Origin of the sequence: Gemella sp. GL1 (assembly GCF_013415365.1) — a bacterium.
Taxonomy (GTDB): domain Bacteria; phylum Bacillota; class Bacilli; order Staphylococcales; family Gemellaceae; genus Gemelliphila.
Window position 1 is genome coordinate 217,339 of record NZ_JACBYB010000021.1, and the last position, 13,437, is coordinate 230,775.

Sequence of the window (13,437 nt, forward strand, 5' to 3'; positions counted from 1 at the left end):
CTAGGAACTTTTTGTCACCGCTCTTGTTGATGGTAATGTACTTTTTATATTTTTAAAATTACTAGATGACTCTAGATCTGACGTATAGTCAAACGAATCAACAAAACTTTCTCTATTGCTAGTATTTTCTTCATTATCATGCTTTAAAACAAGTTCTGTACCTCTTTCTTGCTTAGAGTTTGTCTGACTTTCCAAATCTTCTCCAAATTCTTCATCTCCATTTGATAAATTATTTTTAAAATTTGTTGTAGCGGTCATATTCCCTGAATATGCTTTGACAAGAAATCTTTCTATATGTTGCCAATATTCTTCATTATATTTTCTCTCAGCTTTAACATGTTTAGCATCATCAAAAATATATTTTTCTTTATATGAATTAAGCAAGTTGTAAGCTATATCCGCATTATCTACAGGCACAAAACCATCTTGTCCGCCATGCAGAATTAAAGCCGGTAACTTAGTTGATTTTAAAGCTTCTTTTGCATCCACATCTCCAAAATTATAAGATGCTTTAAGACCTGTTACAAAATTAGCTAAAGGAATGACAGGAAATGACGGCAATTTAAATAATTTTTTTAATTGATATGAGAACTCTTCATCTAAACTCACATATCCCGAATCCTCTATAAAGCCTTTAACATTTTCTGGTAGTCCCTTATTTAAAGAATTCATTGTCGCCGCCGCCCCCATAGATACTCCAAACAACACTATATCTGGATTATTATTTTCTGCAGATATTTTCTTAACCCAATTTACTAAATCACTTGAATCATGACCACCCATTGAATAAGTTTTTCCTTCACTATTACCATGTGCAATTAAATCAGGAGCAAAAACATTATAACCTCTATTATAAAAACCTTTAATGAATTTGACCGCATCTTTAGCTGAACTAGTGAATCCATGAGTTACTATTATCCATTTTTCATTCTTTTCATTATTGTGAGTAAATGTATATCCCTTTAGATTGACCCCTGTCACTGACTTCATGTCCTGTTCTATAGCTTTTTCATTGAACCATTTTTGATTTTCAACTTTTCTTGTATCTTCAACTCCATCATTATCTTGTCCAGTAACTCCATCTTTACTAATTTGCGGATTAAGAGCAAAATTATGAAAATAATCTCCTACAAACCAAGAAGCTGCAAGTAAAATAATAATGAAAAATGAAATAATACTTTTTTTAAATTTTTTTATAAATTTCATTATATACTCCCATCATATAATTTTAGTTTGTTAATCAAACTATATAATGAAATAGTATAGTTTAATATTCTCCAAATGTAAACTAAAATAAAAAATCACAAACATTAAGTTTGTGATTTTTCACTAGTTCTAAACGTTAAATCTAAACAACATTATATCACCATCTTTAACTTCATATTCTTTTCCTTCTAATCTAACTCTCCCCGCCTCTTTAGCTTTCGGCATTGAACCATACTCCACTAAATCGTCATAAGATACTGTCTCTGCACGAATAAATCCACGCTCAAAATCTGAATGAATTATTCCTGCACATTCTGGTGCCAACATTCCTTTTTTGAATGTCCAAGCACGTACTTCTTGAACCCCTGCAGTAAAGTAAGTTGCTAAGCCTAATAGTGAATAAGCAGCCTTAATTAATTGATCAAGTCCTGATTCCTTAATTCCTAATTCTTCTAAAAACATTTCTTTTTCTTCATCTTCTAAAGAAGCAATTTCTTCTTCAATCTTAGCGCATACTGTAATTACTTCTGAACCTTCTACAGCTGCAAATTCTTTTACTGCCTGAAGAAATTTATTTGAGTCCTCATTTCCTAAATCATCTTCAGAAACATTTGCTACATAAAGCATAGGTTTTAAAGTAAGTAGATGTAATCCTTTTGCAATTTTAGTTTCTTCCTTATCGAAGTCTATAATACGTGCTGGTTTATCTTCCTTTAAAACCTCACGAACTTTAGTTAAAACTTCAAATTCTGCTAGAGCATCTTTATCTTTTTGACGAGCCATTTTCTCTACACGACTTATACGTTTTTCAACACTTTCTAAATCTGCTAGGATCAATTCTAAATTAATTACTTCTATATCATATATTGGATCTACTCCTCCGGCTACATGAGTGATATTTTCATCTTCAAAACACCTTACCACCTGACAAATAGCATCTACTTCACGAATATGACTTAAAAATTTATTTCCAAGCCCCTCCCCTTTAGATGCACCTTTTACAATTCCTGCAATATCAGTAAATTCGAAAGATGTTGGCACTGTTTTTTTAGGTTCTACTAATTCTGTTAATTTATTTAATCTTTGGTCTGGTACTTCTACAATACCCACGTTTGGATCAATTGTTGCGAAAGGATAGTTAGCTGCTAGAGCTCCTGCCTTTGTAATCGCGTTAAATAATGTCGATTTACCCACATTTGGTAATCCTACTATTCCTGCTGTTAATGCCATTTTTTAATCTCCTAAAATTTTATTAATCTAAAATATTCTATCACATATTACTGATTAAGTCACCCTATAACTAAAACTTATCAATACAATTTTCTCATATAAATCATCTTACTAATACAACAACTACTAATCCTATCCTAGAGTGCTCCACTTGTTTCAAACTTGCAAAATTTAATCAACATAGCTCCCATTGTTATTACCTTCTCTTAATTATTGTACATTTCTTAAAGCGACAATTCTTTTGATTTTAATCTATTTTTCAAATATCTATTCCTAATCAATTAACCCCTTTTATTAGATCTTTAATTTAGTTTTTATTTGTTCAAAAACTAGCTGCCAATCTTCTTCTTTATTTACATCAATATTATTCATATCAATCTTAATTTTTGGTCCCTTATTATAAGACTCATACCAACCTACATACTTACTATGCATCCTTTGATAATATTTATACAAGCTACTTCCCACTTCACATTGCTCATAAGGACGCCCCCTTTTTTTGATATTTGCTATCATCTTATCAAAAGTAATATCAAGATATATAAGTAGATCTGGTGATTTCTTAGGCATACCTTTCAATTCTTCCATCATATTATCCAATAATTCTATATAGGTGTTGTATTCTTCTACACTCATGTTCCCGTCTTCATAATTAAGTAAGGCAAATAAAGCATCTTCGTATATAGATCTATCTAAAACATTATTATCATTATCTAAAGCTTCTTTTATTAACTTGAATCTTTTATTTAAGAAATAGATTTGCAGTAAAAATCCATAACGTTTACGATCAGCGTAATATTTGTCCAAAATTGGATTTTCTTCTACGGGTTCTGCCATAAGTTTTGTCCCTAACTCATCCGATAATCTCTTACTTACAGTTGACTTACCGCTACCAACTGTCCCTCCTAAAACTAACACCATTTTATTCTCTTTTCTTTATAATTTTTCTTTATTAATTATATATATATCCTCCTTTTGCGTCAATATTCTAAAACTTTTAATTTTTTTAAAATTATACACCGATTTCCTTGAAGTATGACTTGAACTATAAAGTTTTACAAAATTTTATAGTTCGTACTAGTCACTTGAATTTTTAATAAATTATATATTATAATTATTCTTATATATAAAAATTAAGGAGATTTTATGAAACCTATAATCGGAATAGTTAGCAATCAAATAAATGATGAATTTGAAGTTTTAAATAAACTCCAAATCACTTATACCGCAACAGACAATATAAATGCAATCTCCAATGCTGGTGGGGACCCCATCATTATACCAATAAATAATGCGGAATCCGTAAAAAAATATTCACACATAATAGACGGTCTTTTGCTTGCTGGTGGTCAAGATGTCTCCCCTTTATTTTATGGAGAAGAACCTAGCCCTAAATTAGGACAGACCTTGGCAAAAAGAGATGCTTTTGAAATTGAAATAGTTAAGGAAATGTTGAAATTACAAAAACCCATTTTCGGTATCTGTCGAGGTATGCAAGTTATCAATATAGCGCTAGGTGGTAGTCTCTATCAAGATATCGAGTATGTAAATACAGAACTTATAAAACATTGGCAAGATACTCACCCAAAATATATCAGTCATTCAGTATCAACTGTAAAAGACTCAATAATAAATAAGTTGATAGGAGACAATTCTACTATTAACAGCCTTCATCATCAAGTTATAAAAAAATTAGGAGTAAACCTTAAAGCAACAGCTTACTCTTCTGATGGATTAATAGAGGCTGTTGAATCCATAATTCCTAGTCAATATATTCTCGGAGTTCAGTGGCATCCAGAAATTTTACTTCAAGAAAAGCATGAAGAATCCCAAAAATTATTTAAAAATTTTGTAATGGAATGTAAGAAAGGGCTTTAGTATGACTAAAAAAATAGCAGTCTTGGCTGATAATGGATTTGAAGAAATAGAATTACTTACACCTATCGATGTACTTAGACGTGCAGGTCTAAAGGTAGACCTAATTTCCGCTAATAATGCTGAATGTATCTCTAGTTCACGTAATGTAAAGATTCTTGTAGATAAAAAAATTAATGACATAAACTCTATTCTGGACTATGACGCAATCTTTATCCCTGGAGGTATGCCTGGTGCTGAAAACTTAAAAAACAATGAAAGGGTCATTGAATTTTTCCAAGAAATGAATAAAGCAGCTAAACTAGTATCAGCAATCTGTGCTGCTCCTATCGTTCTAGATAAAGCAGGATTAACTCAAAATAAAAATATTACTTGTTATCCTGGTTTCGAAAATAGCATTGATTTCAAATCGTATTCAGAATCAACCGTCATAGTAGATGGCAATATGATTACAGCTTCTGGTCCTGGTCTAGCCTTAGACTTTTCACTAAAACTACTTACCTATTTAACAAATGAAGAAACAAGCAATAATATAGCAAAAGCAATGTTAAAAAAATAAAAAGTTAGCGATTTAATCGCTAACTTTTTATTTATACTAATCCTTGTGTAGACATTGCTTCAGCTACTTTTAAAAAACCTGCAATATTGGAACCTAAAACTAAATTCCCTTCTTGACCAAATTCCTTAGAAGCTTTAACCGATTCTTCGTAAATATTCTTCATAATATCATATAACTTAGCATCAACTTCTTCAAAAGTCCAAGCAAGACGCATAGAATTTTGACTCATTTCTAATGCTGAAACTGCTACCCCTCCAGCATTAGCAGCCTTAGCAGGTCCAAATAGAACACCTGCTTGATGGAAAACATTTATAGCTTCTAATGTAGATGGCATGTTGGCACCTTCTGAAACTGCTAATAAACCATTTTCAACTAAAACTTTTGCATCTTCTTCATTTAATTCATTTTGAGTTGCACAAGGGAAAGCTAAATCTGTTTTTATAGACCAAATTCTACCTTCCTCTGCTTTTGTGAATACACTATGTGGATGAAATTCTACATATTTAGAAATACGTTCACGTTGTTTTTCTTTAAGTTCTTTAATTGTATCCAAGTTAATACCATTTTCATCATAAATATATCCTGATGAATCAGACATAGCTACAACCTTAGCACCCAATTGCTGTAATTTTTCTGCAGCATAAATTGCAACATTTCCAGAACCAGATACTATAGCTATTTTCCCAGCAATATCCTTACTATTAGCTTTTAACATTTGTTCAGCAAAATAAACAGCACCATATCCTGTAGCCTCTTTACGAACAAGTGATCCACCATAAGTTAGACCCTTACCAGTAATAACTCCGTTCTTATATCCATTTAACTTCTTATATTGTCCGAACATGTATCCAACTTCTCTTGCTCCTACACCAATATCTCCTGCTGGTACATCTATATCTGGACCAATATATTTTTGAAGTTCAGTCATAAAGGCTTGAACGAATCTCATTACTTCATTATCAGATTTTCCTTTAGGATCAAAGTTTGAACCACCCTTACCTCCACCGATAGGAAGTCCTGTCAGTGAATTTTTGAAAATTTGTTCAAAACCTAAAAACTTAACAATTGACTGGTTTACAGATGGATGAAATCTAATTCCTCCTTTGTAAGGTCCGATTGCTGATGAATACTGTACTCTATACCCCTTATTTACTTGTACTTTTCCTTGATCATCTAACCAAGCTACTCTAAATGATATAACTCTCTCAGGTTCTACTAAACGCTCTAAAATATTTTCTTCAATATATTTTGGATACCTATCAAAAACTGGCACTAAAGTTTCAAAAACCTCTTTTACTGCCTGCAAAAATTCTGACTCGTGAGCATTATCTTCCTTTACCTTCTTAAAAACTTCTGTTACGTATTCTCTTCCTTTTGTCATAATAAAATCTCCTTATCTAAACATGTGTGTTCATTGCCTAAAAATTCTTCTTAGGGTCTTGCAGTTAAAGTACAAGCTGTTCCATTTAAATCATTTAATTCAAAAATAAGCGTATCATTAGGCTGAACTAAAACTGGTATACCAATAAATCCCCAAAGTTTTCTCATTTCAAATTCTGGTCTTGTATCTCTAAGTTTTAAAAATCTTTTCAAATTATCCATAGAGGCCGTTATATTAACTTCTTCGTAATCAATTCCTTGTTCCTTTAATTCAGCAACAAATGCCGCTGTATCTGGACATAGATCACTGAAATATAAAGTATATCCTGCCATATTTTTTCTCCCCTCATCATTCTTAATGAAATTATATCATAAAAGAGTTTTCAAAAAAATTTTTATGCTCAATATGATTAATAATACCAATGTATCATTAAACTATAGTTAGCAACATAATAACTTTAATTGGAAATAAAGGACCTTTAAAATTATTCTGTAATAAAATAAAAACACAACTTGTTAATTCAAATATAGGTTGAATTTTTCAAGCTATGTCTTTATTTACTATATCTACTTAACCTATTTTCTTATTCTTTCATACATAATAATACCTGCTGCTACTGATGCATTAAGACTTTGAGTCTTCCCTAACATAGGAAGATGGTATAAGAAGTCACAAGCTGCAGTCACAGTCTTACTCATACCTTCTCCTTCATTTCCAACTACAATAGCTAAGGGAACATCTTTAGCAATATTAGTATAATCTTCTGATCTATCCGAAAGAGTAGTTCCTGCAATCCAAAATCCTTTTTCCTTTAATTTTGCAATTGTGTCTAATAAATTAGATACTCTTACTACTGGCATATATTCTATAGCACCCGCTGATGAACGTACAACTGTTTGACTTACTACTGCTGCTCTCCTCTTAGGAATAATTACAGCTTTTACCCCACTTGCTTCTGCCGAACGGATAATTGCTCCTAAGTTATGAGGATCTTCAATATGATCTAATATCAATAAAGTAGTATCTCGATTTATTTCTTCTAATGAGTTTAGTATTTCATCTAATTCCCTGTATGCATAAGGTGCAACAAAAGCTACAACTCCTTGATGTCTTTCTTTAGTTACATTGTCAAGTTTTCTTTTAGGCACTTCTTGACAAACAATTCTTTTTTCATTAGCAATAGAAAAAATAGACTTCAATCTTCCTTTTTCGATTCCTTCTTGAAATAAAATTTTGTTTATTTGACGACCAGAATTAATTGCCTCCAATATAGCATTTCTTCCAGCGATTACTTCCTTATCATCTTCTAAATCTACCATTTCTGAAAACTCATTTTGCTTACCTTGTTTTTTAAAATCCTGAGTTTTGAAATTCTTATTTGATTTAAATTTCTTATTTTGATTTCTCATATTCATTTACTATATAGCTAAACAGCTGCTCCAATCTTTCAAAATTTTTGGCTAAGTAATGATAACCAAATACAGCCTCAAGTCCTGTAGCAAGTTTATACTCCATTATAGTAGCATTCTTTGCTTTAGAATTATTCTTTTGATTTTTACCACGATTATATATAGCCAATTCTTCTTCACTAAAAATATTATTATCTAAAATAGACTGCATAAAAAGTGCTTGAGCCCTAGCAGATACAACTCCAGAAACTTGTCTATGTAAATCATTAATTTTCCCTAAATGATTTATCATCATATACTCTCTAGCCATAATGTCATAAATAGAATCTCCAATATAAGCTAATGATAAAACTTGCATATTTTCTAAATTTTTTATATTTTCATCAGTAAAAGAAAATTTTATTCTTTCTTCCATCTTACTCCTTGTTTAGTATCCTCTAATATAATTCCCTCAGCTTTTAAGTCATCTCTTATCTTGTCTGCCAAAGTAAAATCCCTATTCTTGCGTGCATCTTCTCTCTGAGCAATTAAGCCCTCAATTCGTGCATAATCCCCTTTGATTTCCTCTTTTACTTCTAAGCTAATCCCTAAAATTTTACTATAGACTCCAAATGCAGCCTTAATTAATTCAAGAGTCTCTTTATTTACCTCATCTTTTTCAGTATAGATATTAGAGATCTTCACTAACTCATACCATGCCGATAAAACATTAGCTGTATTAAAATCATCATTCATTTCTTTTTCTAAAGTTTCTAAATTAGTATTCACTTTTTCTGCAACTTCATTATCCATACTTGGAATTGGCATCTCGTTAGATAATCTAAAGTTCAAGTTTTGATATGCAATCACTAATTTTGCATAGTTAGTCTTAGCAAGTTCTATACTTTCTGCAGAAAAATTAATAGGTGTTCTGTAGTGAACACTTAGCATAAATAGTCTAAGTACCATTGGATCTACTTGGGTAAGAATATCTTTTACTAAAGTAAAGTTTCCTAAAGATTTAGACATCTTAGTCCCGTCAATATTTATAAATCCATTATGCATCCAGTAATTAGCAAAAGTTGCCTGATTGTGACATTCTGATTGAGCAATTTCATTCTCATGATGAGGGAATGTTAAGTCTTGTCCTCCTGCATGAATATCGATAGTTACACCTAGACTTTCTTTAGCCATTACAGAGCACTCAATATGCCAACCAGGACGCCCTTGTCCCCAAGGGCTTAACCAAGATACTTCCCCATCTTTAGCAGCCTTCCATAAAGCAAAGTCTAGTGGATCTTCTTTTAGTTCGCTAGCCTCAATTCTGGCACCTGAAATTAAATCATCTATAGATTGCTTACTTAATTTTCCGTAATCTTCCTTCTTACGTGTACGGAAGTAAACATCTCCCTTCACTTCATAGGCATAGTCTTCTGAAATTAATTTAGAAATGAAATCAATAATTTCTTGAATATAATCAGATACTCTTGGATTAGAACTCGCTCTTTGGCAACCTAGAGCATCATAATCCTTGTAAAATTCTGCTATATATTTGTCTGATAATTCTTTAGTAGAGATAGCTTCTTCATTGGCAGCTTTAATAATCTTATCATCAACATCTGTAAAATTAGATACAAAATTCACTTCGTAACCAATATATTCAAAATAACGCCTTACTACATCAAAAGTAATAATTGGTCTAGCATTACCAATGTGAATATAATTGTAAACTGTAGGGCCACATACATACATAGACAGCTTATTTTTTTCTAATGATTTAAATACTTCTTTTTCTTGACTCAGCGTATTATAAATTTTAATCATTTAACTTCTCCTTTATAAATTTTCTATTATTAACTATTTTAACACATTATAGCAATAAACAGTAAATTTTCTTAATTACAGTCATAAAAAAAACACATTCAGAAATTAATCTCTGAATGTGTTACTAAAAAATTCACTTATTTTTAATCTTCTCACTTTTATAAAATAAATTAATATTATTTACTTAACTTCTTTTACTGCGCAATAATTACCACTTGGACTAGCAAAGTTAAAATTTCTAAATGGTACTTCTTGGATTTGACCAACAGTATCCGTTACTGCCTCTAGCTTTTTGTGCAATTCTTCTAAATTATTAGTTTCAAATAAAACACTAGGCTGATTATCAACAACTTCCGGAGAGACTTGCTTGATAAATTCTTTATTAAAAACTGTAAATGTTATACTTGATTCTAAATTTGATTTCATTTCAAACATTTCATAAGACATCATTTCAGTTTCAGATACAATTTCAAATCCAATCGACTTCCAAAATTCTTTCTCTTTAGCCACATCTTCTACATACAACATTACACCTAAATTTTTTGATAACATACATTAACCTCTTTCATTACTTGTGCATTTAATTATATATTTTCTAATTCTATTAATCAAGTTCCAAGCCTAACGCATTATTATATATTTTTCTTAATCTAAAATCCTATTCACTTCTTAGTGCTTCTACTGGATTTTTCTTAGCTGCAATTCTTGCTGGTATAATTGATGCAAGTAGAGTAAGAATTAAACTTAAGCCTATTAAATAAATTGCTTGATCTAGTGGAAGAGAAGCTTTGAAACTTTCTACTTTGATAGCATTCTTAATTACACTTGATAAGGGTAGTGATAATGTTGCTGCAATTAATACCCCTGTCAAACCTGAAATAAGTCCTACAAGTCCTGCCTCTGCATTGAAAATTCTTGTAATGTCTTTCTTTCTAGCACCAATTGCTCTTAATATTCCGATTTCTTTAGTACGTTCTACAACTGACACATAAGTCAATATTCCTATCATAATTGACGAAACTACTAGAGAAATAGCTGCAAATGATGTTAATATTATAGTGATTGTTGTAATTATTTCCCCTAATATTCCTGTTATTGCTGCCGATATATCCATATATTTGATAGAATTTTTTTCTGCTGCAGATGCATCATTAGGATACTTATTCTCTACTTTTTTATTATAGTCTACTATTACATTTTCAATCTTGGCCTTATCATCAACTGATTTTGGATAAATTGCAATAGAAATTGGTTTTTCACTAGCCCCTAAGTAGCCTAATACATTCTCTAGCTCATTATCTTTTAGATCTTGTTTTGTCATTACATTTTTAGAAGTATCCTTTTTTTGTGCTGCTACAATTTTAGAATTTTTCTCCTTATCTAACATTGTCTTTTCTAAAGCACTTGTATAACCTAAACTATAACCCGTTCTGCTTACATTATCTGCACTAGGTTTAGCAACTGCTACTATCTTAGCTTTTACTCCAGAGTTATAAGCATTATCATCAGCTTTCTTAGGTACATAGATACCTGATACCTCTTCAAAATAATTATCGTTATCTACTACTGAAATTTCTTTTCCTAATAAATCTTTAAATTCTAAATTAGCATTGTCATCATAACCTAAAGCTCTTAATATTGACTTATCAAGAGAATTATCTTTTCCTACAAATAAAATCATTTCATTATCTTTTATGTAGTCAAAATTTTCATCAAGTTTAGCAACAATATCGAATTGACTAGTCAAAACACTCTTGTCAGTAGATAATTTTGAAAAAATTGTTGAATTTCCAAAAGTTTCTGCATCTTCAATTTTCACTTCTTGCACTTGATTATTATAATTTTTCACAAGAGATTTTAATCCGTAAGCATTCGTATACTCTATATTTTTATAATAATCTTTAGCATTTTCTTCAAAATATTTAATAAATGTTTGCCCGTTTCCTAATATATCTTCTGAATATTTATTAGTATGTAAATCATTGGTACTACTAGCTTTTATCTTACTAGAATTAGCATCACTAGATTCTCCTGTATCTTCCGAAGTTCTTGCTATTCTCACTCCCTCAGTAGGTTGCTGATTCATAATAGTAAATGGCATTGTAGAAACATTATCCCCTTCTAATTTAGATATGTATCCATTCATTCCCTCTGAAATTGAAAGCACCAAAGCAATTGAGATTATTCCTATCGAAGATGCCAATACAGTTAAAAATGTTCTTAATTTTTTAGTAAGTAAGTTATTAAAACTAGATTTAACTGCATCTTTTAAAGACATGGCTGTTTTAGAAGCAATATATGTTGACCCTTCACTATTTTCAAGACTATATGGCTTAGTATCTTCTACAATTTCTCCATCAGCAACCCTTACTATTCTATCAGAATACTCCTTTGCCAATTCCGGGTTATGAGTAACCATAATTACCAGCTTATCCTTGCTTATTTCCTTGATAAGTTCCATAATTTGGACACTTGTCTTAGAATCCAATGCCCCTGTAGGTTCATCAGCCAAAATTATTTTAGGGTTAGTCACCAAGGCACGTGCAATAGCTACCCTTTGCATTTGACCTCCAGATAATTGACCTGGTTTTTTGTTAATATGTTCTGCCAAACCTACCCTTTCAAGAGCATCTTTAGATTTTTCAATAGCTTCTCTACTAGATATACCTGAAATAGATAAAGCTAATTTAACATTATCTAGAACTGTTAAGTGACTAATTAAATTGTAGGCTTGAAATACAAATCCAATCGTTCCATTTCTATAAGCATCCCAATCTTTATCTTTAAAATCCTTACTAGATTTTCCGGCAATAACTAAATCTCCAGACGTATATTTATCGATACCTCCAATAATATTTAACATAGTAGTTTTTCCAGATCCAGACGCACCTAGAATAGATACAAATTCTGACTGAGGAAAGGCTATACTAACATTTTTTAAGGCCGTTGATTTAACTCCTCCCAAATTATACTCTTTTACAATATTCTTTAACTCTAACATATTTCCTCCCTTACCTATAATTTATGATAAAACATAAGTAGTAAATTCTTTCTTAATTATTCTTCTCTTCATCTTCCCTATATTCTAAAATATCCCCAGGTTGGCATTTCAAGATCTTACAAATCGCCTCAAGTGTAGAGAATCTGATAGCCTTGGCCCTACCATTTTTTAAAATTGATAGATTGGCTGCTGTAATCCCTACTTTTTCAGAAAGTTCCCCCAAAGACATCTTCTTTTTTGCTAATTCTACATCTAAATTTATAACTATCATAAATTCACTCTCCTAGATAGTAAATTCTTGTTCTTCTGCAATAATTATTGCTCTAGATAAAGTCATTGAAAATAAAAATAAGGTTAATGATAGTAGAATTACCCCTCCATCTACAAGACTTTGATCTGAAATTACAAATGATAATAAAAATGTTGCAATAGTCATTCCTCTAAGGTAGCTAACATTCTTTCTTTCAAAAATAATATCTTTACTAACATTAGCCACAAGCTTGGCCATAGTTCTTAATATATAAGCCATAACTAATAAAACTATTATCATTCCAAAAAACTTAAATAAATTAGAAAATTGTGGGTCATATAGCAAGTCTTTAAATATTATTTCTGAATTAGTTGTAAAATTAGAAAATTGTGGGTCATTTAACCAGTCTTTAAATACTATTTCTGCGTTAATAAAATATAGTAATGCTCTAAGCCCCAACACAATAACTACTGCTATGTAGCTTAAGTAAGATACTAGTTTCAATATATAACTAATTAATAGTAATACTCTATTCCTTACCTTTGCCTCTCTCATTTTATATCTCCTCCTTCTTCTTTATAATAATAATACCATAATTTAATTTTAAATTCAATATATTTATATTGTTTTTCGATATGTTTTTAATTTTAAATGATAAAATTTATTCGAATATTAGTTTTAAAAATTTCAACAAAAAAACAGAGCCTAAGCCCTGTTTTTAAA

Annotated in this window: 14 protein-coding genes; 2 read left to right on the top strand and 12 right to left on the bottom strand. The window is 30.7% G+C overall.

The genetic code is table 11. The features are described from left to right. From HZY82_RS06150 to HZY82_RS06160, 3 genes are all read right to left on the bottom strand, one after another. Entirely contained in the window at positions 1-1,206 is a 1,206-nt protein-coding gene (locus HZY82_RS06150; RefSeq protein WP_218925259.1) for an alpha/beta hydrolase, read from the bottom strand. A 129-nt stretch (positions 1,207-1,335) separates the two neighbouring features. Beyond that, positions 1,336-2,436: a redox-regulated ATPase YchF gene (ychF, locus tag HZY82_RS06155; RefSeq protein WP_179939033.1), complete on the bottom strand. Its 1,101-nt coding sequence runs from the start codon at positions 2,434-2,436 to the stop codon at positions 1,336-1,338. Between the two features lie 294 nt (positions 2,437-2,730). Continuing rightward, positions 2,731-3,357, bottom strand: coding sequence for a deoxynucleoside kinase (locus tag HZY82_RS06160; protein ID WP_218925260.1), 627 nt, complete (start codon positions 3,355-3,357; stop codon positions 2,731-2,733). Between the two features lie 225 nt (positions 3,358-3,582). On the opposite strand from HZY82_RS06160, the gene HZY82_RS06165 reads away from it, so the two are divergent. Both HZY82_RS06165 and HZY82_RS06170 read left to right on the top strand, forming a co-directional pair. Next, positions 3,583-4,314: a gamma-glutamyl-gamma-aminobutyrate hydrolase family protein gene (locus HZY82_RS06165; RefSeq protein WP_135156301.1), complete on the top strand. Its 732-nt coding sequence runs from the start codon at positions 3,583-3,585 to the stop codon at positions 4,312-4,314. A gap of 1 nt (position 4,315) precedes the next feature. Beyond that, positions 4,316-4,870 (top strand): DJ-1 family glyoxalase III, encoded by a 555-nt coding sequence (locus HZY82_RS06170; RefSeq protein WP_135156300.1) that lies wholly within the window; start codon positions 4,316-4,318, stop codon positions 4,868-4,870. Positions 4,871-4,901: 31 nt separating this feature from the next. On the opposite strand, the gene gdhA is transcribed toward HZY82_RS06170, so the two are convergent. From gdhA to HZY82_RS06215, 9 genes are all read right to left on the bottom strand, one after another. Continuing rightward, on the bottom strand, positions 4,902-6,251 hold the full coding sequence (gene gdhA, locus HZY82_RS06175) for an NADP-specific glutamate dehydrogenase (protein ID WP_135156299.1): 1,350 nt from the start codon (positions 6,249-6,251) through the stop codon (positions 4,902-4,904). Between the two features lie 50 nt (positions 6,252-6,301). After that, positions 6,302-6,583, bottom strand: a complete 282-nt coding sequence (locus HZY82_RS06180) for a glutaredoxin (protein ID WP_135156298.1) — start codon at positions 6,581-6,583, stop codon at positions 6,302-6,304. A gap of 243 nt (positions 6,584-6,826) precedes the next feature. Continuing rightward, complete coding sequence (rlmB, locus tag HZY82_RS06185) at positions 6,827-7,660, bottom strand: 23S rRNA (guanosine(2251)-2'-O)-methyltransferase RlmB (RefSeq protein WP_179939035.1); 834 nt, start codon at positions 7,658-7,660, stop codon at positions 6,827-6,829. Further along, a complete protein-coding gene (locus HZY82_RS06190) occupies positions 7,644-8,075 on the bottom strand; it encodes a Mini-ribonuclease 3 (protein ID WP_135156297.1) in 432 nt (143 codons plus the stop codon). The genes rlmB and HZY82_RS06190 overlap by 17 nt, the downstream gene beginning before the upstream one ends. After that, entirely contained in the window at positions 8,060-9,463 is a 1,404-nt protein-coding gene (cysS, locus tag HZY82_RS06195; RefSeq protein WP_179939037.1) for a cysteine--tRNA ligase, read from the bottom strand. The genes HZY82_RS06190 and cysS overlap by 16 nt, the downstream gene beginning before the upstream one ends. Positions 9,464-9,643: 180 nt before the next feature. Continuing rightward, a complete protein-coding gene (locus HZY82_RS06200) occupies positions 9,644-10,015 on the bottom strand; it encodes a VOC family protein (RefSeq protein ID WP_179939039.1) in 372 nt (123 codons plus the stop codon). 106 nt (positions 10,016-10,121) lie between these two features. Then, positions 10,122-12,464, bottom strand: a complete 2,343-nt coding sequence (locus HZY82_RS06205; protein WP_179939041.1) for an ABC transporter ATP-binding protein/permease — start codon at positions 12,462-12,464, stop codon at positions 10,122-10,124. 52 nt (positions 12,465-12,516) lie between these two features. Next, a complete protein-coding gene (locus HZY82_RS06210; RefSeq protein ID WP_135156293.1) occupies positions 12,517-12,735 on the bottom strand; it encodes a helix-turn-helix domain-containing protein in 219 nt (72 codons plus the stop codon). 12 nt (positions 12,736-12,747) lie between these two features. Continuing rightward, on the bottom strand, positions 12,748-13,269 hold the full coding sequence (locus HZY82_RS06215) for a hypothetical protein (RefSeq protein ID WP_135156292.1): 522 nt from the start codon (positions 13,267-13,269) through the stop codon (positions 12,748-12,750). Between the last annotated feature and the right edge of the window lie 168 nt (positions 13,270-13,437).

Coding starts and splice junctions, on each gene's coding strand:
- HZY82_RS06150 (WP_218925259.1), bottom strand. CDS start 1,206: ATGAAATTTATAAAAAAATTTAAAAAAAGTATTATTTCATTTTTCATT.
- ychF (WP_179939033.1), bottom strand. CDS start 2,436: ATGGCATTAACAGCAGGAATAGTAGGATTACCAAATGTGGGTAAATCG.
- HZY82_RS06160 (WP_218925260.1), bottom strand. CDS start 3,357: ATGGTGTTAGTTTTAGGAGGGACAGTTGGTAGCGGTAAGTCAACTGTA.
- HZY82_RS06165 (WP_135156301.1), top strand. CDS start 3,583: ATGAAACCTATAATCGGAATAGTTAGCAATCAAATAAATGATGAATTT.
- HZY82_RS06170 (WP_135156300.1), top strand. CDS start 4,316: ATGACTAAAAAAATAGCAGTCTTGGCTGATAATGGATTTGAAGAAATA.
- gdhA (WP_135156299.1), bottom strand. CDS start 6,251: ATGACAAAAGGAAGAGAATACGTAACAGAAGTTTTTAAGAAGGTAAAG.
- HZY82_RS06180 (WP_135156298.1), bottom strand. CDS start 6,583: ATGGCAGGATATACTTTATATTTCAGTGATCTATGTCCAGATACAGCG.
- rlmB (WP_179939035.1), bottom strand. CDS start 7,660: ATGAGAAATCAAAATAAGAAATTTAAATCAAATAAGAATTTCAAAACT.
- HZY82_RS06190 (WP_135156297.1), bottom strand. CDS start 8,075: ATGGAAGAAAGAATAAAATTTTCTTTTACTGATGAAAATATAAAAAAT.
- cysS (WP_179939037.1), bottom strand. CDS start 9,463: ATGATTAAAATTTATAATACGCTGAGTCAAGAAAAAGAAGTATTTAAA.
- HZY82_RS06200 (WP_179939039.1), bottom strand. CDS start 10,015: ATGTTATCAAAAAATTTAGGTGTAATGTTGTATGTAGAAGATGTGGCT.
- HZY82_RS06205 (WP_179939041.1), bottom strand. CDS start 12,464: ATGTTAGAGTTAAAGAATATTGTAAAAGAGTATAATTTGGGAGGAGTT.
- HZY82_RS06210 (WP_135156293.1), bottom strand. CDS start 12,735: ATGATAGTTATAAATTTAGATGTAGAATTAGCAAAAAAGAAGATGTCT.
- HZY82_RS06215 (WP_135156292.1), bottom strand. CDS start 13,269: ATGAGAGAGGCAAAGGTAAGGAATAGAGTATTACTATTAATTAGTTAT.